Genomic DNA, 19,246 nt, shown 5'->3' with positions numbered 1-19,246 from the left:
TGTGCAAATCTAAGCGTAAATGCTACGTTCCTGCTTGTCTATTTGTATATAATTGTGTATTTTTCGACAAAAATGTAAAATATTAATCTTTTTCACTTTTGGCGCGATGTTCTTTCTTCCATACGGAAGGAGGTATTCCTTCTTTCTGTTTGAACTGCTTGCTGAAATGTGCCTGATCTGCAAAACCTACCATTTCAGCAAGGTCGCTCAAGTTTATTTCAGGAGATGATATGATCTTTTGCTTTGCTTCTTCAATGCGGAGGTCGTTTAGCCATCCGTTGAAGTTGCTCTGGTATGTTTCGTTTATGTAATTTGACAAATATGTACGGTTTATACCGATTTCACGACTTAAATCTTGTATGGTGACACCTAGTTGTAGATATCCTTTATGTTCTACCCATATTGTAATTTTTTCTTTAATTATGTCATTGCCTTGTCCGTGGCGTTTCTCCTCCTGCTTAGATGTCTCAGCTTTATTGTTTGTTCCCTCTGATGCTGTTGCTTCTTCTTTTTTTGTCGTTTCAACTGGTGCTATGATACTGTAGTTGTGATACTGTATGCCAAGGGAAATGAAAAATACCGTATAGCATAAAGTAAATATTTGCAAGTAAATTTCGTTTGGGTAAATTTCTGCTACTATGCCCATTACACCTATGATAAATGCTGCCATCCATATGCGGAATGGATATTTCTTAAAGTTGCTCGATTCAATATTTTTCTTTTTAAGCCAAATCCTCGAAATATGTATGTATATTATTGTATAAAAGGCAAATTGTATGACATAGCATGATACCAGCAGGTAGTAAAACCATTCTCCAGGCATTCCCTTTGCTACAAATAGGTAGATGATGTTTGCTGTACATAATACCGTTGTGTAAAAGACCTGATACTTAACCTACATTATTCATAGTGGATTCATTTCAGGTTATCAAAACAGATATGGGGACAATCTGAAGCCTCCAACTAATGTCTATCATCGAATGACCGCTTGATGTAGAGTTATAATCCTGTCCGAAGCCTTGATTTCGGCATGCTCAGGTCTGATTATCACGTCCATTTTTATGGAGCGGATATGACTTATAAGTCCGATTACAGAATCGGACTCAGGTTGATTTCAGATTATTCCACTTGTCAGGCAGAGAGTCTCGTCAAGGCTTGCGACAAAGCTTCAAGGTGTCGATGGTGTGGGGAAAAGCTGAACCTTATAAAAGTCTTTTTTTCGACTATGAAGACGGCACTCAGCATAATCCGCTTCATGAAGCTGTCCATCGTGAAGGCGCCGACCTCTGTATTGGAGAAAGCCTTCGACCTGAGACGGTATGCGGTCACATATGCCGCGCCATATAGAAACAGCCGGAACATATTGGCTCTGAAAGAACTGCACGACATCCTGTCGGCTCGAAAATACTTCAGGTCTTTTATCCATAGCTCCATTGTGCCGCGCTTACAGTAACGTCGATATACTGTCTCGGGCTTGTTGTTACGGTTGCTTGTGACTATGAAGCGGACGTTTACACCCTTGTCGGAGACTTCGATTTTTGCAATCACCCTCTGTCTGTATTTCCATGATTTGGCTTTGTACTCAAAGCTGTAGTAACGGCGTACATCCTCATGGTGAAGTTCGAAATCCCCCTTGGCACGGCGCAATTGCTTGTCGATTTTCTTCATAAGCGCAGGATTGCCCGACAGCCCTGTGATAAATCTCACATAAAGATGTGTCTTGACCCAGTCCATAAACTCATGGCTGCAGAAATGACTGTCCCCGCGGAGTTCTATTATTGTGTGAGGCCATTCCTTATGGATGTATTCAATGACTCTGCGCAGTATACCGAAGATGTTCAGCGACTTGTTGCGTCGTCCCGGTCTCAGTAGAGGAAGTATCAGCTTGCCGTTCATACCGTCGAAAATAACCATCGGCATGTAGCAGTATTCGTCATAGTAATCATTGAACAGCGACAGCTGCTGCGCCCCGTATGTGTTGGCATTTGTATCGTCAACGTCAAGAATAATCTTACGCGGAGCTTTGTCGAAGGATGAGATGTAGTCCTTGACAAACAGTTCTGCTATTTTCCATAAGGTCCTTTTGTCAATATGATTCTCAAGCCGTGTCATCGTCGGTTGTGAGCACAGGCCGGGATCCGATGCCTTGCGGCCCACGCTCATCTTAAGGGCACTGTCGTGGCGCAGGCGGTCGCAGTCGTTGGCATCCTCGTAGCCGCACATTATCTGTCCGACACGCTGGCAGACCATCTCTTCGTAGGAATGCTGTACGAAAAGTTGATTTCGATAATCCGGAATTAGGCGCGCTATCTTTCGCGCTATGCTGTCTTTCATTAGACCGACAAGCACCAGTCCTCCATTGGACGAGATGTCCGGGGCATTGAAATCGACCTGAATTTTCCTGTCAGGAAGCACGTCTTGAAAAGAAAAAAGATTTTTCTCTTGACTGACTCCGTTATTTGTTGTATCTTTGCACATGAGAACGCCGGTATTAAGTTTATTTTTAACACCTTAAAGTTAATGCTTTTCTTGCAAATATACAAGAAGGGCGTTCTCTTTTTTGTGGAGACTATGAATTATTCAGGTTAAGAAAGTTTTTTAGTTTGTTTTTATCGTATAATGGGTATACAAATACCCAGAAAACCAATAGGGTTTCTACCGGAAGTATTATCTGTATAAAGCTTCTTTTGTCATATGCGTCTATAACATTCCCAAAGTAGGCAAACAATAGCGCTGATATACCTAGCACTAAAGATGCTATTTTTACTACTGTGTACCCTTTTTGGTAATTCTTTTTATTGCTGCTTTTGGGTATGGCTGAGTAGTGTAAGAATATGGCTGTCAGTATACAGCATATTCCTGATGTGATTTCAAGTATTAAAACATTGTCCCCCATAATATCTTTTATATATAGATAAAATCTATTAACTCTTGTGAGGGCTAATTTATGAAATATGTATGATTGACAAAAATTTTTATTTGTCGAATTGTAATATTTGTTTGTTTTTCTAAGGTATTTTTATGAATAGACAAAAAAATTAGTGTAACATTTCATTTATATGCTAATATTGACAAATAATTCTCGGAAAACATCTCGTTTGCTATGTCTTGCAGTTGTTGTGCTGTCAATGCTTCTATACGATGAAATACTTCTTCTTTTTCTTCGTAGCGCTTGTAGTGTAAAAAGCATTTTGCCATATCAAGTGCATTATTCTCAAAGTTGTCACTTGCCACTCCGATTTGTCCGATGATTTGTTTTTTGGCAGCGTGTAGTTGTGTGGCTGTAAGCGGACGGTCGCATAACTTTTTAAGTTCTTTATGTACGAGTTCGGTACAGTAATCGGCATCCTCCTGATCACAACCAAAGTAAATGCAGAATGTTCCGGTGTCAGTGTAAGCTGTGAGGTTCGATTCTACATTGTATACAAGCCCGCGCTTTTCACGCAGTGAAACGTTCAGCCGGCTGTTCATTCCGGGTCCTCCTAGGATATTGTTAAGTAGGTAGAGGCCTGTTCGTCGTTCATCGTAGGCATTGTATCCACGTCCACCAATCATTACGTGTGCCTGATGAGTGTCTTTGTGTAGAGTGAGTTGCTTGGGCAGGTAGGCATGTGGCGCCTGACGTTGGTAATTGTCTACGTTTGAAAAAGGAATGTCTGCCGTAGCTTTTTCTATGGTGCGAACTACCCGTTTGAAATCGATATCCCCCTGAACAAAGAATACCATGTTGGCAGGCTTGTAATATCTTCCAGTAAAGTAAAGTGCATCCTGACTTCCGAACTGGCGGAGCTGTTCCGGTTTACCTAGTATGTTTCGCCCCAACGGATGGTTGGGAAATATCAGTTCTTCAAAATCATCGAATATCAGTTCAGCGGGACTGTCTTCGTAACTTTGTATTTCATCGATAATGACTTCTACCTCCTTGGCTATTTCCTGCTCGGGAAAGATACTGTTGAAAACAATGTCTGTCAGCAATTCCACGGCACGGGAAAAATGTTCTTTCAGGAAGGCACTGTATATAACTGTTTCCTCCTTATTAGTATAAGCATTCAAATCGCCTCCTACATTTTCCATGCGATTCAGGATATGCCATGCACGGCGTTTGCGGGTTCCTTTAAATATAAGGTGTTCTACAAAATGAGCCATCCCTTGTTCGTTGGTAAATTCATCACGCGTTCCGGCATCGACGGCAAATCCGCAATATGTTACATTGGTAGGGCTGGGAGCGTGGATAATACGCAGTCCGTTTGGCAAAATAAAAGTATTGTATGGCATGAGTTTTCTTCTTTGCATGGATTTTCGTTGCAAAAATACAATAATACTTATTGTCGTAACTGAAAAAATACAGATATTTGCAGGTATATTGATTTTCTTCGCTACAGACTGCACTGGCTGTTCCTGGCCGTTTGCGGTATTATATAAATTAAGGTATTATGAATAAAATTGCAATATTCTGTTCGGCTTCCGATCACATCGATCCGATTTATGCCGAAAAAGCTTCCGAACTGGGTGCATGGATTGGTAAAACCGGAAAGTGGCTCATTTATGGAGGTTCGAATACAGGACTTATGGAGGCTGTTGCCCGCTCTGCAAAAGAAAATGGAGCTATGATAATGGGAGTTGTTCCTACCAAGTTGGAAGAAAGGGGAGCTGTCAGCGATTTGCTTGATGTGACGTTTCGTGCTGTCAATCTGAGTGACCGTAAGGATATCATGCTGCAAGAAGCAGATGTGGCTGTTGCGTTGCCTGGTGGAGTGGGAACGCTCGATGAAATATTTCATGTCATGGCTGCCGCCACAATAGGTTATCACGAAAAGAAAGTGATATTTTATAATGTTAATGGTTTCTGGAACGGGATTCTTGAATTTCTTGCCGGACTGGAAACACAACACTTCGCTCATCGCCCGCTGAAAAATTATTTCACTGTGGCCAACACTTTCGATGAGCTGAAACAATTACTCGAATATTAATTTACTAAACTCATCATAATATGATTTCATCTATTCACGAACTGTTGCAGCGTGAAGCACAGGCTGTATTGAATATTCCCGTAACAGATGCATACGAGAAGGCCGTTGAGCTGATTGTAGAACAAGTACACCGCAAAAAAGGAAAGCTGGTAACCAGTGGAATGGGAAAGGCCGGACAGATTGCCATGAACATTGCTACTACTTTTTGTTCTACGGGTATTCCTGCTGTTTTTCTTCACCCCAGTGAAGCTCAACATGGCGATTTGGGAATTTTGCAGGAAAATGACTTGCTGCTTCTTATATCCAATTCGGGTAAAACGCGTGAAATCGTGGAACTGACCGATTTGGCTGGTCGTTTGAATCCGTCGTTGAAGAAGATTGTCATTACCGGAAATCCGGAAAGTCCGCTTGCTGAAGCTGCGGATATCTGTCTTGCTACCGGACATCCGGACGAGGTTTGTCCGTTGGGTATGACTCCTACTACTTCTACTACCATCATGACTGTTATCGGAGATATACTGGTGGTAGAAACTATGAAGCAGACAGGATTTACTATTGAAGAATATAGCAAGCGCCATCATGGAGGTTATCTGGGCGAGCGTTCCCGTGCGTTGAGTAAATAAACAGATTTTTGCTTATGAGAAAGGTTATCGGTATAGGTGAAACGATTCTTGATATTCTGTTCCGCGACGGACAGCCACAGGCGGCTGTCCCGGGCGGTTCTGTTTATAACGCTGTAATTTCACTGGGAAGAATGGGACAGAATGTTACTTTTATCAGTGAAACGGGAAACGACCGTGTGGGAGAGATGATTCTGGCAAACATGCGCGAAAACGGAGTTGATACGGCAAATGTGAATGTCTTCCCGGAGGGAAAGTCGCCGGTGTCGCTGGCTTTTCTGAACGAACGGAATGATGCCGAGTATATTTTCTATAAAGACTATCCTCGCCAGAGGCTGGAAGTAAATATGCCTGAAATATCGAGTGATGATATTATCATGATCGGTTCTTATTTTGCTATTACTCCTGTGTTGCGTGATAAAGTAAAAGAGTTGCTTGACCGTGCTCATGATGCAGGCGCAATCATATATTATGACGTCAACTTCCGCAGTACGCATGCTAATGAGGCTATTAAGTTGATGCCTACTATTATAGAGAACTTTGAGTATGCCGATATCTTAAGGGGTTCGACAGAAGATTTTCAGAATATGTTCCGTCAGCCGGATGCCGATAAGGTGTACAGCAATCATGTAGGATTCTACTGTCCGAACTTTATCTGTACCGATGCCGATGGTGATGTCCGTTTGCGTACGAAACATGTATGTAAGGACTATCCGGTGACTCCGCTGAAAGCGGTAAGTACCATTGGGGCTGGCGATAATTTTAATGCAGGTGTGGTATACGGGTTGCTGAAATATCGTGTCCGTCGGGCTGATCTTGCCGAACTGACGGAAGCGGATTGGGATGCAATCATCCGCTGCGGAATGGATTTCAGTGCAGACGTGTGTAAGAGTGTAAGTAATTCTGTATCAAAGGAATTTGCGGAGTCTTACCGCTAATGCTGAAGTGCCTCAAAAACTTCATGTAAAGTACTTGATTTTTTGTACAAATTTTAAAAATATGTCGAGAAGTTTTTCCTGATTTCTCGGCATATTTTTCGTGTGCCTTCACGTACTTGACAAAACATGCTTTCTTTCTTCATTTTCGGCTATCAGTTTCTTTATGCCTTGTTGGAAAGCGATAAATCCTCCACCTAATACACGGCCTTTATCATAGAAAACAGCCGACTGTCCTGGAGTGATGGCTGAAGCTTCAGCCTTGAATTTTACAAGCAGGTGTCCTTCATCCAGTAAGATAACCTGACAAGGAATAGGGCGACTACGGTAGCGGATTCGTACGGACAGGTCGGGGCATTCCAGCAATTCCTGTAAATCTATTACATTTATATCTTCTACAAGCATATACTCGGCTTTCAGCTGTTCGGCATCTCCCAGCATGACTGTGTTTTTGGCAGGGTTGATTTTTAGAACATACGCCGGACGTCCGAGTGCGATTTCCAGTCCTTTGCGCTGTCCGATAGTATAATAGGCGAAACCTTTGTGCTGACCTAACTTCAGTCCTTTGCTGTCGACAAACCATCCTGTTCCGATTCGTTCGTCGATATCCGGACAGTGTTCTCTCAAAAAGTCCCGGTAATCTTTATCGATGAAACAGACTTCCATGCTTTCTCCTCCTTTGGCTTTGGCTTCAAAGCCTTTTTCTGCGAGGTAAGCCCTTACCTCGGTTTTGGTCATTCCTCCCAATGGGAACACCATACGTTTCAATATCTCTTGTGGAAGTTTCCATAGAAAATATGACTGGTCTTTTGTCGGATCATCACCGGTTACTATATATCGGTGCTCCTTTCTGTCTTCCAGTCGGCAGTAATGTCCTGTGGCAATCTGTGCACAGCCGGTACGGTCGGCCCATTCGCATAAGATGCGTTCCTTAAACAGCGGGTTACACATGACGCAAGGATTGGGAGTACGTCCCTTCATGTATTCGTCGATAAAATATTGTACGATGACATTGCGGAATTCCTCGCGGACATCGGCAACATGATGTTCTATACCCAGACGTTCGGCTAGAGCCTTTGCTTCTAATATTTCGTTGGGTTGCTCTTGTTCCGGAGTTGAAAAGTGGGAAGGTATATCCCAGGTTCTCATAGTCACACCTACAACTTCATAACCTTGTTCTTGTAGCATAATGCAGGTAGCGGAACTGTCAATTCCTCCACTCATTCCTACTAGTATTCGTTTCTCTTTTTCCATGTTGTAAAATCTGCCGTTTGTATAAGACAAAAGTAAAGATAAAAACAGAATTCTTCTACGAATGTTTGTAGAATATGTGTTTATAAATATTGTATAACAATTCAGTTAGTGTTTTTTAACACTATGGCTTTTTGTAAATACTTTAAACTCTTAAAAGATTTAAGATGATTTTATTAAAAAAGTAAAATGATACTCTATCTTGGTATTTAACAAATTTTGTAAAGTTTTGATGTGTCGTTTTTTGCTTATGTGTTTATTTATTGTATCAAAACGGTATGATTTATCTTCTTTATGTGTGTATAATTAATAATATGTCACCTCTTATTATAATGTTTGATTGTGCAATAATATTTCGTACTTTTTTCATAATTTATTTTATTTTTCCAATCTTCTGGTTATTTTTGCATCTCGATTAACAACAATTAGTTAGTAAAAAGAAGGCTTATTGGATAAAAAATAAGGTTCTGTAGAGAGTATTTTTTGATTTATATTAATTAATTAAAATTCTTTTTTATGAAGAAATTTAAATTTTCGGTCTTTTGTTTATCGATGTTATTCCTTTTGGTATTAGGAGGATGTAGCGATGACAATAATGAGGTGACTCCGGGAGAAGGCCCAGGCTCAGAAGTAACTATTGAGATTGAGAGTGGGAAAGGAGATGAGGGTAGTGCCATTTATGCGACTTCGGCTACTATTTCCTTGAATTTGAAAGGGGTAGAAACTTATACTTATCAAGTAGAAGAAGGAAGTGTTTCCGAATCTGACTTCCCTGACGGAGAGATTATGTTTGCCAATGCTGAAAAGGAAAATGGTAACGGCATATTTACAGCTCAGGATGGTAAGAATACTGCTTACTTATATGGCCTGAATGGAAATACAAAGTATACGGCAATTTTTGCCTTTAAAGTGGGAACCGAATATCAGGTAAAAGGATTTGAATTTACAACTCCGGAATATTCAAGACGTATTACTATTATCTCGGCTACTCGTGATGAAATAAAATTCCATATTGAAATGCCTGAAGGTGTGTATTATAAATGGTCTTTTATCGATGCGTTGAACTATAATTCAATGAAAGATCAGTTTATGCAGACTGATGTGGATTTTTTGAGAAATCCGTCTGTTGGCGTTTCTTGTGGTCCTCAGGACATCACTATAACCAGTGGTGTTCAGGTTGATCCGGATGATCCGATGTGGGGAGAATGGCAGGTTACTCAGGGTACAGCTTATGTTATCCTTGTTGGTGAATCTGATGAAGAAGGTAATTTGGACTATGAAGTAGACTATGGCGGTGGCATGTTGATGAGTCAGGCGCTGGCTCCGACTGTTGGCGACTATACAGAAGAATGGTCAGATGAAGGTGTTACTTTCAATGGAATGTATGCCAAACAGATGGTCTATGCTCAAAGCGCTGACCGGGTAGATAAAAAGGCAACTGTAACTGTCTTGAAGAAGAACGAAACTAAACTGAAAGTAGCTATTACTCCTCCGGATGGCGCGCTGAGCTACGGAGTATACATGACTTCGGAAGATGATTATGAATTGATGAAAAAATATGTGGGTGAACAAGGTGTTCCTGCATTGGTGTTTAATGAAAGTACACGGCTTGTAGAACCGCAGGAAATAGAATATACCGGAATGAGTATCGGTAAGAAGTATCATTTGTTCATTACTTGTAACTTTGCTGATGATTACTCTAAACAGAGCTCCCAGGAAGAAGTGTATGAAATTGTTGAGTCTACTAAGCCAGATGTAGAATTGACCGTTGTTGGCAATGTAGAACCTGATCAGCCTTATAAAGTCAGCTATACAATCAAAGCTCCTAATGGTGACTGTAGAGGTATCCGTTATGTAGAAAACTCTATGGCAGAATGGAATGCGTCACTTCGCCCTGAATATGGTATGGATGAGAAATTCTATGTGACAAACTATGGTTTAGATGTTACAGATGCAGACGTGATACAGGCTATAAATAGTTCTGAAGGTTATAAGATGTATTTCAACTCATATGCGGAAGAAGAAAATATGCTGGTTGTACAGGCTTATAATGAGGACGAGGATTTGTCAGAACCTTATATGGCAAAAGCTACGGCAGTAGCGGATTTCGGAACTCCGGTTGATGCAGACGGACAGGCTATCATGGATAATTTGTGTGGAACATGGAATGCTACATTCAACCGTCAGGGTTCTAATGGAGAAACTGAAACAATTACATTCCCTGTTGAGTTCTCTAGAGAACCGGAAGAAGCTGGTGAATATGCTGACTATGATAAGCTTGTCAATACAATCATGACAATGAAGAACATGACTGAAGAAGAAGCTAAGCTTTATATTGAAGAAGAAAAAGCAAACTATATCCAGGCGCGTGAGAAGCAAATTGATTTTTATAAAATGAAGAATCGTATAGTAGGACGCTTTAAAGGTGAATTCCCGCACAAATATGCTAGCCCATGGGATTTGTTTAACAATATCAGCTATTCTGCTGTTGATGCTGATGATTTGTTCTTCGACTATGGACCTAAGATCTTCCTCGAAGTAATTCCTGTAGAAGAAAACGGACAGACTCTGTATGCTGTGATTTTGAGCGCAAATCTGTATGCCGTGCCTCCTTTGAGTGATTGGAATACACCGTTTACTTACTATATTATGGGTTATGATGGTTCTAGTGCTTATCATACAGATTTCCCTGTAAAAGTTGATGAGGATGGAAACGGACTTACCATACAGGCTTATGAATATAATGGAATGACATTGACTCCTTTCTTTGCAGGTATGTATAATAATACTATTTATAATACTTACTACGGTTCTGGTGATATTGTTTTAACACGCAATAATGCTTCTGCCATGAAAACTTTGAAGTCATCTGTAACATCTTTGAAGACGACTACGAAGAATATGCTTACAACTCCATGGGCAGCTTATCAGACTGCAACAATCAAGAATATGCCTAAGACATTCTTGCCGTCGGCAGATGTTGCACGCAAGTTGAAACGTGAGTCTGTTACAATAGATTGTTCAAAGAGTAGTTTCATTAAGAAAATACAGAAATAAGATTGTATAGCAGATAATTGCGAATGTTCGTTTTAAAATAAATGATGATTCCGTTTGGAACGGCTCTTTTCATAAGAACAGACTGTTGCCTGACTGAGCCTTTCCGAACGGAATATTTTTAGGTACTAATTCTAAAAAATAAAAGGGGAAATTTACTATGTTACGAAAACTGTTATTAGTGTTTTGCCTGGTATGCGGTTGCCTGCAAGTGGCAGCACAAGGAAAACTTTCGAATGTGAAAGTAGAAGATGCAGATGGAAAGCTTGTTGAAATATCTTCATTAGTGAATGGTAAGCCGTTTATTATGTCATTCTGGGGAATAACCTGTAAACCTTGTCTGATGGAGCTGAATGCTATAAACGATCAGTTGGAAGAATGGCAGGAAGAAGTAGATTTTGAAGTTGTTGCTGTATCGATAGATGATAGCCGTTTTTCTACTCGTGCGCGCTCTATGGCTTCGGGTTCGGGATGGGACTTTATTTGCGTATTCGATAAAAACCAGGATTTGAAGCGTGCAATGAATGTAACCTTTACTCCGCATACATTTATTGTAGACGGTCAGGGGAATATCGTATATTCACATACCGGTTACACTCCAGGTAGCGAATTGGAGTTGTTTGAGAAACTGAAAGAATTACAACAAAAATAATCCGGCACGATGAAACAGAAAATGATGATATTATGCATGGCGGCTGTTGGAGCAACAACCGTTCTTCATGCTCAGACTCGTGATAAAGGAACACTTACTGGAAGTCTGGAGTCGAACAGTATTTATTATGTAGATGATAGTGAACTGGGAGCGGCTGCAGCTAATCCTGACGATCATTTCGGTTCGAACAATTATTTGAAACTGGACTATACACGTGGCAAATTTTCTGCAGGCATTCAGTTGGAGGGTTTTTTGCCGGCATTACAAGGATATGACTACGGTACTTATGGAAATGGACGCCGTACGATTCTTGGTTCAAAATATGTTGCTTGGGAAGATGGAGATTTTGGATTTCGTGTAGGAGATATCTTTGACCAGTATGGAAGTGGACTTGTTTTCCGCAGTTATGAAGACCGTACCTTGGGATTTAATAATTCGATAGAAGGTGTATGGGGACACTACAGTTATAAAAATTACCTGTCACTGAAAGGTATGTATGGAAGACCACGTTTATATTTGGATTATGCTGAATCGGCAGTGCGTGGAGCAGACCTTACTTTATCTTTATCTGATATTGCCGGTTGGAAAAGTGCATCTTTGCAATTGGAAGGTAGCTATGTAAATCGTTATGAGAACTTGAAAGATAATGCAGATTATGTAGACAGATTGACTACAAACAATCTGGATATGTATGCTGTTGGTGGTAATTTTAACTGGAATGGTCTGGATGTCCGCGCTGAATATGTAACAAAAACGAAAGACTTACCGGAGATTTCATCTGCAACCGAAGTGGATGGTAATGCTATTCTTGCAGAAGTAGGATATGCTACAGGTAATTTCTCTGCCTTGGGTACTTTCCGTCGTCTGGAGCATATGAATACCATGCTTACCTTACAGGGACAGGGAGCGGGAAATACATTAAACTATTTGCCTGCGCTAACACGTCAGTACACGTATATGCTTGCCAATCTTGAGCCGTATCAGGTAAATGCAGAGGGTGAAACTGCCGGACAGTTTGATGTTTATTACTCTTTGCGCCCAGCTTCAAACCGTTCTCGTTATTGGAATTTCCATGCAAATTTCTCGACAGCTTATTCGGATAAAAATATTACAGGAGAATCTCGTTTGTTATGGCGTGACATCAATGCTGATGTAGAACACCGTTGGAATAAGCAGTGGAAAACTGCTGTATTGGTATCTGTTCAGGAGTGGAGCCCTACACATGGAATGGACGACAAAACTTATGCTTCGAATATTTTTGTTGTTGACAATACATACAAGTTCAACAGCAAAATGGCTTTGCGTGCAGAACTGCAATATCTTTACTCTACTGATTATGAAAAAGACTGGATGGCAGCTCTTCTGGAATTCAGCATGGCTCCACGCTGGAGTGTCAGTGTAAGCGATATGTATAATCATGGTACGACAAAGGTACATTACTATACAGCTTCTGTAAGTTATACACGTAAGAATACCCGTGTACAGTTAAGCTATGGAAGAAACCGTGCTGGTTATGTATGCTCGGGAGGAGTATGCCGTTACACACCGGCATATACCGGAGCCAATCTGGTAGTGACTTCTTCTTTCTGATTGTAGCCTGAAATTGAAAACCTATTATTTTATAAACGATTAAACAAAGATATTTATGAAACCTGCATATATTTTTAAAACCTTGGCGGTTTGTTTTTTAATGGCTGTTACTGCATGTTCGGGAAATGATGGAGGAGAAGACTCCGGAACAGTAAGTGGTGATTTGACATTGTCTATATCTAAGACTGTTATTGAAGCAAATGGTACAGATGCGGTTACCGTAGCTGTGATGAAAGGAGAAACAGACATCACTTCACAGTCTAAGGTTTATATGGAAGATCCTTCGGGTAATACTTCTTCGTTTAAAGAAACTTCTTTCAGCACTACTACTGAAGGTGACTATGTGTTTTATGCATATTATGAAGGTGTGAAAACAGAGAATATTACAGTAAGAGCATTTAAGAATATTCCTTCTTTGCCTGCCGACAGCAAGCCTGAGCAAAATACTGGTTTTGCGAAGCGTGTACTTGCCGTTCAGCATACGGGTACATGGTGTCAGAATTGTCCGTATATGAAAAGAGGCATTGATGCTTATCTGAAAGCTAATCCTGATAACTGTGCTGTTTTTGTGGCTTCGCACAATGGTGATACAATGGCAGGGGAGGCTAGTAATACTATAAACAGCTATCTGACTGTTAGCTCTTATCCTTCGTTGAGTGTTGATTTGAATACTTCAAATATGATTCAAGGAGCTCTTAGTGATGCTGATAAACAAGCAGAGCAAATTGCTTCAAGAGTAAATGAGGTTGCAGCCAGTGGATGTAAAACAGCTATTTCAGTAGCTTCAGAAAATGCAGGAAGTTCTGTAGTGGTAAATGTAAAAGTAAAATCGGCTAATGTAGAAAACTGTCGTGTAGCTGTATGGCTGCTGGAAGACGGTATCGTAGCAGCACAGACGGGAGGTAGTTCTACAGAAGTTCATAATAATGTCTTGTTGACTTCTAGCTCAACAGTTGCTTATGGTGACCGTATTCAGTTGGATGCTGATGGTGCAGGACAGAATGTATATCGTATGGATGTAAGTGGTGCTCATGATTTGTCTAACTGCCGTCTGGTTGTATTTACCACTGTGCCAAATGCTTCTGGTCGCTTCGTGGTAGATAATGTCGTAACTTGTCCGTTGGATGGTCAAACTGCATTTGAGTATGAATAAGAAATATTATTTACTCTGGATGCTTGTCGTACTGCTTCCTTTCTTGGCGGGATGTAGTGACGATGAGCAGCCGGAGGTTGCAGAACCTTATCTTCGGGTGGTAGAAACAACCTCCTGTGAGAATATTTCTTCCGCTGCTGCTACATTGACTCTGAAGGTGGAGAGTAATGTAGAATGGAAGGTTGTGTCGGAAAAGTCATGGTGCGCAGTTCCTTCTGAGAATATGTGGACAGGCAATGCTGCCGTTGAAGTACAAGTTGGCGAAAACCTGACAGGAGAGAGTCGTTCTGCCGTTTTGGAGATAGTTTCTACAGATGGTGTACTGAAAGAAGAAATACATGTTTCACAGTTGGCGGAGGTCTTTAGTGAGAATCATCATTATAAATTGCCTGTTGTATTTCAGGTACTTTATGTAAATAAGTCGGATAAAAACCAATATGTGGAAGAAGGACATTTACAGAAGTTATTAGATAAAGTCAATGAACTTTACCGCAACTGTGGAGAAGACTTAGGTTTGGAGTTTGTTATGGCTACGGAAGATCCGGAAGGCAATACCTTGGAAGAACCGGGTGTAAACCGTGTCATGTGGACTACATCTACTATTGACTGCCAGGCTTTTATGAACAGCTATAAAGAAAAACGTTATTTAGATTTAATATGGGATCCGGACCGGTATATTAATATCATGCTGTATAATTTCAGCGATGCAGGGATTTTGGGTATCTCTGAATTTCCTTATACTGTGGCTCCTGATTATTTGGAAGGATGTGAACAGTGGACGGGTGGAGTACCTACTCAAGATCAGCTGGTATCTCCGCGGTGTGTTTCTATAAATAACCGGTATATTTATGAAGATAACTGTCCGCTGACTCCTGAAACTCCGGATGGAAATGCAAATTATGTAGCTGTTACTATTGCTCATGAGCTGGGGCACTATCTGGGATTGCGTCATGTATTTTCTGAAAATGAAACAGGAACAGAGTGCATAGACAGTGATTTGTGTGAAGATACTCCTACTTATAATAAGACGGCTTATAATAACCTGGTAAACTCAATTGGGGCTGCAGGTCTTCTTGAACATCTGGATGTGCTGATCACGCGTGAAGACTGTGTGCGGGGAACAGAATATAAGTCGACAAATATTATGGATTATGCTGTGTCTTATTCGAACACTTTCACTGCGAATCAGCGGGAAAGAGTACGATATATACTGGAAAAAGGAGCATTTGTTCCCGGTCCTAAGAATCGTGAAATATCGAATTCGACTCGTACTGCCGGTTCGGGTGAATTGCCACACCATGTAATGGAATGATTGATGTGTAAAATGAATTTTGAAGAAATATAAATTTTCCCTTTCTTATTCTCTTTGGGCCGCATTTCCATAAATGAGATGTAACGCCTGCTTGACCGTGAGGTTCGGTAAGAGAAATTTATAGCGGATACCATTGTTTTTAATCTCTCTTAAAAATGGTATCCGCTTCTTTTTTATAGAAAAAGTTCAGGCTGACGTGGTGTGCTGAATTTCTCGTGTAAAATAGCTGTAAACGGAGTGTTATAGATACGGGCTCCGTTAGGACATTCTTTTACACAGGCACAACAGCGTATACAGCGGTTTACATCTGTTTCGATATGGCTGCCGTCGTCGCTGATACGAATGGCATGGGTAGGACATACCTCTATACATTCTCCACAAACAAAGCAATCTTCATTGCAGACTGGAGCTGATGGCTTGGAAGCCTGTATCAGTTTATAAGGAGAAGTACCTTTTATAAAAAAAGATCCAATCAGCATAGACAATTTATCACCCATAGCTTTTAACCGGCATCCTGCTTGCAGAGAAGGGGTCAGTGTGCTTAATGCTTCTGAATTCTGCATTGCTTTTTCCAGTTTCTTCAAACTGTCGGCTCCGAATGTGCGGGCTATTTGTAAATCAGTCGCATCGGGGCGTCCGGCTGCAACAGGCATTTCGGTTGTGCTGTAACTGTGTTCTCCGATAAATGCTCCTGCCGAGAGAGGAGTGAATCCCAATGATGCTACTGTGTCACGCAGTTCCAACAGGGCATCTTCATAGTCGCGGTTACCATATACCACTACGACGATTGCCGGGGAGTTGTTACCTTTCAGGCGCTTGATGCGTTGTAAGGCAACCGGAGCAACACGTCCGCCATATACAGGTGCAGCAATGACTGTAAGGGAGTCGTTTATTTCGATAGGTGAGTCACTTTCATCGAGTGTCAGGTCGGTTTCAATTCTTCTTCCCATACCAATTCCTTCGCCAATAGCACGTGCTATTTTAGCAGAAGTATGAGTCGGTGAGAAAAATACCAGATGATTGGTGCTAAATTCGTTCATAGGCTTTAAAGTAAAAAAGTTAGTTGTAGTTCTTGCAAAGATAAAGTTTTTTATATCGTTCTTCACACGATTTATTTGTACTTTTGCATCATTATGGAAGAACAATTCGACATACGTGATTATAAACCTACAGGAAAAGAACGGGATTTCGAGAATGCCCTCCGACCACTACAGTTTGGTGACTTCAGCGGTCAGGATAAGGTAGTCGACAATCTGCGTATCTTTGTCAAGGCAGCCAGGCTTCGTGCTGAAGCGCTTGACCATGTGTTGCTTCATGGTCCTCCCGGATTGGGAAAAACAACATTGAGCAATATTATTGCCAATGAACTGGGGGTTGGATTTAAAGTAACTTCCGGTCCTGTACTCGATAAGCCGGGTGATCTTGCCGGTGTGCTGACAAGTCTTGAACCGAATGATGTATTGTTCATTGATGAAATACATCGTTTGAGCCCGGTGGTGGAGGAGTATTTATATTCGGCAATGGAAGATTACCGGATTGATATCATGATAGACAAAGGTCCGTCGGCACGTAGCATTCAGCTGGACTTGAATCCGTTTACGCTGGTGGGAGCTACTACCCGCAGTGGATTGCTTACCGCTCCGCTCCGTGCGCGTTTCGGAATTAATCTCCATTTGGAATATTACGATGATGCGGTATTGTCGCGTATTATTTTGCGCTCGGCCAGTATCTTGGGTATTCCATGTGATGTAGATGCCGCAGGCGAGATTGCTTCGCGCAGTCGTGGTACTCCCCGTATTGCCAATGCCTTGTTACGTCGTGTACGTGATTTTGCTCAGGTGAAAGGCTCCGGACGGATTGATGTGGAAATAGCTCGATATGCACTGGAAGCGCTGAATATTGACCGTTACGGACTGGATGAGATAGACAATAAGATACTTTGTACCATTATTGATAAGTTCAAGGGAGGTCCGGTAGGACTGACAACGATTGCTACGGCACTTGGGGAGGATCCCGGAACGTTGGAAGAAGTGTACGAGCCATTCTTGATAAAGGAAGGTTTTCTGAAGCGGACTCCACGCGGACGAGAAGTTACGGAGCTGGCTTATAAGCATCTGGGACGGAGTATATATAATAATGTAAAAACACTTTTTGATGATTAATTATGGTGTGTGCCATAACAGCGGCACACACTTTTATTTTTTATAGACTATGGCTGGACTGAAATCGTTAGCAAAAGATACGGCTATTTATGGATTGAGCAGCATTGTAGGACGTTTTCTTAACTATCTGCTTGTGCCGCTTTATACAGCAGTAATACCAGCATCGACAGGTGGTTACGGTGTGGTGTCGAATGTGTATGCATATACGGCACTTATCTTGGTCTTTCTGACATTTGGTATGGAAACAGGATTCTTCCGTTTTGCCAATAAGTCGGGTGAACATCCGGAAAAGGTATATGCCAATACGTTGATTTTTGTAGGTGGGCTTTCGCTGATTTTTGTTATACTGTGTATGCTGTTCCTGCATCCCATTTCCGCATTGCTGGAGTATCCCGATCATCCCGATTATATTGCGATGATGGTACTTGTGGTTGCCCTGGATTCATTTCAGTGTATTCCGTTTGCTTATCTGCGATACAAAAAACGTCCGATAAAGTTCGCATCTATCAAGCTGTTCAATATTGTTGGTAATATTCTCCTGAATCTTTTCTTCCTCTTGTTGTGTCCGTGGCTGGATGTTCATGCCCATCAGCTGGTTTCATGGTTTTACCGTCCGGAATATCTGGTAGGATATATCTTTGTGTCGAATCTGATCATGTCGCTGGTACAGATGTTTTTCTTCATTCCGGAACTGAGAGGTTTTTCTTATCGTGTGGATAAAGTTCTGCTGAAACAGATGATTTCTTATTCATTCCCGATTTTGGTTTTCGGAGTGGTGGGCATATTGAACCAGACGATTGACAAAATGATTTATCCATTCTTGTTCGATGACCGTCAGGAAGGGTTGGTGCAGCTTGGAATATATAGTGCTACCAGTAAAGTGGCTATGATAATGGCTATGTTTACCCAGGCTTTCCGTTATGCTTACGAACCCTTTGTCTTTGGTAAAAACAAGGAAGGAGATAACCGTAAGATGTATTCGGCAGCAATGAAGTATTTCTTTATCTTCTCCTTACTGGCTTTTCTTGCTGTGATGTTTTATATGGATATACTTCGTTATATGGTAGCGCGTGATTATTGGGAAGGACTGAGTGTAGTAGCTATCGTAATGGGGGCAGAAATATTTAAGGGTATTTATTTTAACTTGTCTTTCTGGTATAAACTGACGGATGAAACACAATGGGGAGCATATTTTTCAATCATCGGATGTGCGGTAATTCTGGCATTGAATATATGGTTGGTTCCGACTTATGGATATGTCGCTTCTGCATGGGCATCAGTGGCCGGTTATGGAGTAATAACCTTGTTGTCTTATATTATCGGACAGAAAAAATATCCGGTCAGCTATCCTTTAAAGGATATGGCTGTTTATCTGATACTGGCTGCTGTTTTATTTGTTCTTTCTCAGGAGGTTATAATATCTAATGTCGGATTAAGATTAGTGTTCCGTACCTTATTATTGTTGATGTTTATCGCCTATATATTAAAAAAAGATTTACCTTTGAAAACAATCCCTTTTGTGAACCGTTTTGTTAAATAAAACACAG

15 protein-coding genes are annotated in these 19,246 nt (G+C 41.1%); 10 read left to right on the top strand and 5 right to left on the bottom strand.

Annotated elements, in window-relative coordinates:
• Positions 1 to 82: 82 nt before the first annotated feature.
• The 3 genes from ACDG22_RS02105 to ACDG22_RS02095 form a co-directional block, all read right to left on the bottom strand.
• Positions 83 to 670 carry a helix-turn-helix domain-containing protein gene (locus ACDG22_RS02105; RefSeq protein ID WP_259320557.1) on the bottom strand — a complete coding sequence of 196 codons (588 nt, stop codon included), beginning with the start codon at positions 668 to 670 and terminating at the stop codon, positions 83 to 85.
• Between the two features lie 461 nt (positions 671 to 1,131).
• Positions 1,132 to 2,478 carry an IS1380-like element IS616 family transposase gene (locus tag ACDG22_RS02100; RefSeq protein WP_004295325.1) on the bottom strand — a complete coding sequence of 449 codons (1,347 nt, stop codon included), beginning with the start codon at positions 2,476 to 2,478 and terminating at the stop codon, positions 1,132 to 1,134.
• Between the two features lie 573 nt (positions 2,479 to 3,051).
• Positions 3,052 to 4,275 (bottom strand): M16 family metallopeptidase, encoded by a 1,224-nt coding sequence (locus ACDG22_RS02095; protein WP_302309485.1) that lies wholly within the window; start codon positions 4,273 to 4,275, stop codon positions 3,052 to 3,054.
• Positions 4,276 to 4,433: 158 nt separating this feature from the next.
• Between ACDG22_RS02095 and ACDG22_RS02090 the strand changes: the two genes are divergently transcribed.
• The 3 genes from ACDG22_RS02090 to ACDG22_RS02080 are packed head-to-tail and all read left to right on the top strand — an operon-like array spanning position 4,434 to position 6,528.
• Positions 4,434 to 4,970 carry an LOG family protein gene (locus tag ACDG22_RS02090; protein ID WP_007567239.1) on the top strand — a complete coding sequence of 179 codons (537 nt, stop codon included), beginning with the start codon at positions 4,434 to 4,436 and terminating at the stop codon, positions 4,968 to 4,970.
• A 20-nt stretch (positions 4,971 to 4,990) separates the two neighbouring features.
• A complete protein-coding gene (locus tag ACDG22_RS02085) occupies positions 4,991 to 5,593 on the top strand; it encodes an SIS domain-containing protein (protein WP_022126132.1) in 603 nt (200 codons plus the stop codon).
• Between the two features lie 14 nt (positions 5,594 to 5,607).
• Positions 5,608 to 6,528, top strand: a complete 921-nt coding sequence (locus ACDG22_RS02080) for a carbohydrate kinase family protein (protein ID WP_118482840.1) — start codon at positions 5,608 to 5,610, stop codon at positions 6,526 to 6,528.
• A 108-nt stretch (positions 6,529 to 6,636) separates the two neighbouring features.
• On the opposite strand, the gene mnmA is transcribed toward ACDG22_RS02080, so the two are convergent.
• Positions 6,637 to 7,779 carry a tRNA 2-thiouridine(34) synthase MnmA gene (gene mnmA / locus ACDG22_RS02075; RefSeq protein ID WP_270230521.1) on the bottom strand — a complete coding sequence of 381 codons (1,143 nt, stop codon included), beginning with the start codon at positions 7,777 to 7,779 and terminating at the stop codon, positions 6,637 to 6,639.
• Between the two features lie 513 nt (positions 7,780 to 8,292).
• On the opposite strand from mnmA, the gene ACDG22_RS02070 reads away from it, so the two are divergent.
• The 5 genes from ACDG22_RS02070 (at position 8,293) to ACDG22_RS02050 (ending at position 15,537) form a co-directional block, all read left to right on the top strand.
• Positions 8,293 to 10,833, top strand: a complete 2,541-nt coding sequence (locus tag ACDG22_RS02070) for a hypothetical protein (protein ID WP_270230520.1) — start codon at positions 8,293 to 8,295, stop codon at positions 10,831 to 10,833.
• 157 nt (positions 10,834 to 10,990) lie between these two features.
• The gene (locus tag ACDG22_RS02065) at positions 10,991 to 11,482 is read left to right on the top strand and encodes a TlpA family protein disulfide reductase (RefSeq protein WP_204481594.1); all 492 of its coding nucleotides are present in this window, start codon (positions 10,991 to 10,993) and stop codon (positions 11,480 to 11,482) included.
• Positions 11,483 to 11,491: 9 nt separating this feature from the next.
• Positions 11,492 to 13,072: a DUF6029 family protein gene (locus ACDG22_RS02060; protein WP_270242825.1), complete on the top strand. Its 1,581-nt coding sequence runs from the start codon at positions 11,492 to 11,494 to the stop codon at positions 13,070 to 13,072.
• A 55-nt stretch (positions 13,073 to 13,127) separates the two neighbouring features.
• Complete coding sequence (locus tag ACDG22_RS02055) at positions 13,128 to 14,225, top strand: Omp28-related outer membrane protein (RefSeq protein ID WP_270230182.1); 1,098 nt, start codon at positions 13,128 to 13,130, stop codon at positions 14,223 to 14,225.
• Positions 14,218 to 15,537, top strand: a complete 1,320-nt coding sequence (locus ACDG22_RS02050; protein ID WP_270230180.1) for a zinc-dependent metalloproteinase lipoprotein — start codon at positions 14,218 to 14,220, stop codon at positions 15,535 to 15,537. Before ACDG22_RS02055 ends, ACDG22_RS02050 begins: the two co-directional genes overlap by 8 nt.
• 173 nt (positions 15,538 to 15,710) lie before the next feature.
• Here ACDG22_RS02050 and ACDG22_RS02045 read toward each other — a convergent pair whose 3' ends face one another.
• Positions 15,711 to 16,577, bottom strand: coding sequence for a 4Fe-4S binding protein (locus ACDG22_RS02045; RefSeq protein ID WP_270230179.1), 867 nt, complete (start codon positions 16,575 to 16,577; stop codon positions 15,711 to 15,713).
• A 93-nt stretch (positions 16,578 to 16,670) separates the two neighbouring features.
• Here ACDG22_RS02045 and ruvB point away from each other — a divergent pair, with 93 nt between their 5' ends.
• Together ruvB and ACDG22_RS02035 are read left to right on the top strand one after the other, a co-directional pair.
• Positions 16,671 to 17,699 carry a Holliday junction branch migration DNA helicase RuvB gene (gene ruvB / locus ACDG22_RS02040; RefSeq protein ID WP_007567249.1) on the top strand — a complete coding sequence of 343 codons (1,029 nt, stop codon included), beginning with the start codon at positions 16,671 to 16,673 and terminating at the stop codon, positions 17,697 to 17,699.
• Between the two features lie 49 nt (positions 17,700 to 17,748).
• A complete protein-coding gene (locus tag ACDG22_RS02035) occupies positions 17,749 to 19,239 on the top strand; it encodes an oligosaccharide flippase family protein (RefSeq protein ID WP_270230178.1) in 1,491 nt (496 codons plus the stop codon).
• Positions 19,240 to 19,246 lie beyond the last annotated feature (7 nt).

The organism is Phocaeicola coprocola (genome assembly GCF_041333015.1).
Classification (GTDB): Bacteria; Bacteroidota; Bacteroidia; order Bacteroidales; family Bacteroidaceae; genus Phocaeicola; species Phocaeicola coprocola.
The sequence above is the reverse complement of the archived record's forward strand: the minus strand, read 5'-3'. Positions and strand labels throughout refer to the sequence as shown.

Bases quoted from the DNA above. Each gene is read 5' to 3' on its own strand.
- ACDG22_RS02105 (WP_259320557.1), bottom strand. From the start codon at position 670: ATGGCAGCATTTATCATAGGTGTAATGGGCATAGTAGCAGAAATTTAC.
- ACDG22_RS02100 (WP_004295325.1), bottom strand. From the start codon at position 2,478: ATGTGCAAAGATACAACAAATAACGGAGTCAGTCAAGAGAAAAATCTT.
- ACDG22_RS02095 (WP_302309485.1), bottom strand. From the start codon at position 4,275: ATGCCATACAATACTTTTATTTTGCCAAACGGACTGCGTATTATCCAC.
- ACDG22_RS02090 (WP_007567239.1), top strand. From the start codon at position 4,434: ATGAATAAAATTGCAATATTCTGTTCGGCTTCCGATCACATCGATCCG.
- ACDG22_RS02085 (WP_022126132.1), top strand. From the start codon at position 4,991: ATGATTTCATCTATTCACGAACTGTTGCAGCGTGAAGCACAGGCTGTA.
- ACDG22_RS02080 (WP_118482840.1), top strand. From the start codon at position 5,608: ATGAGAAAGGTTATCGGTATAGGTGAAACGATTCTTGATATTCTGTTC.
- mnmA (WP_270230521.1), bottom strand. From the start codon at position 7,779: ATGGAAAAAGAGAAACGAATACTAGTAGGAATGAGTGGAGGAATTGAC.
- ACDG22_RS02070 (WP_270230520.1), top strand. From the start codon at position 8,293: ATGAAGAAATTTAAATTTTCGGTCTTTTGTTTATCGATGTTATTCCTT.
- ACDG22_RS02065 (WP_204481594.1), top strand. From the start codon at position 10,991: ATGTTACGAAAACTGTTATTAGTGTTTTGCCTGGTATGCGGTTGCCTG.
- ACDG22_RS02060 (WP_270242825.1), top strand. From the start codon at position 11,492: ATGAAACAGAAAATGATGATATTATGCATGGCGGCTGTTGGAGCAACA.
- ACDG22_RS02055 (WP_270230182.1), top strand. From the start codon at position 13,128: ATGAAACCTGCATATATTTTTAAAACCTTGGCGGTTTGTTTTTTAATG.
- ACDG22_RS02050 (WP_270230180.1), top strand. From the start codon at position 14,218: ATGAATAAGAAATATTATTTACTCTGGATGCTTGTCGTACTGCTTCCT.
- ACDG22_RS02045 (WP_270230179.1), bottom strand. From the start codon at position 16,577: ATGAACGAATTTAGCACCAATCATCTGGTATTTTTCTCACCGACTCAT.
- ruvB (WP_007567249.1), top strand. From the start codon at position 16,671: ATGGAAGAACAATTCGACATACGTGATTATAAACCTACAGGAAAAGAA.
- ACDG22_RS02035 (WP_270230178.1), top strand. From the start codon at position 17,749: ATGGCTGGACTGAAATCGTTAGCAAAAGATACGGCTATTTATGGATTG.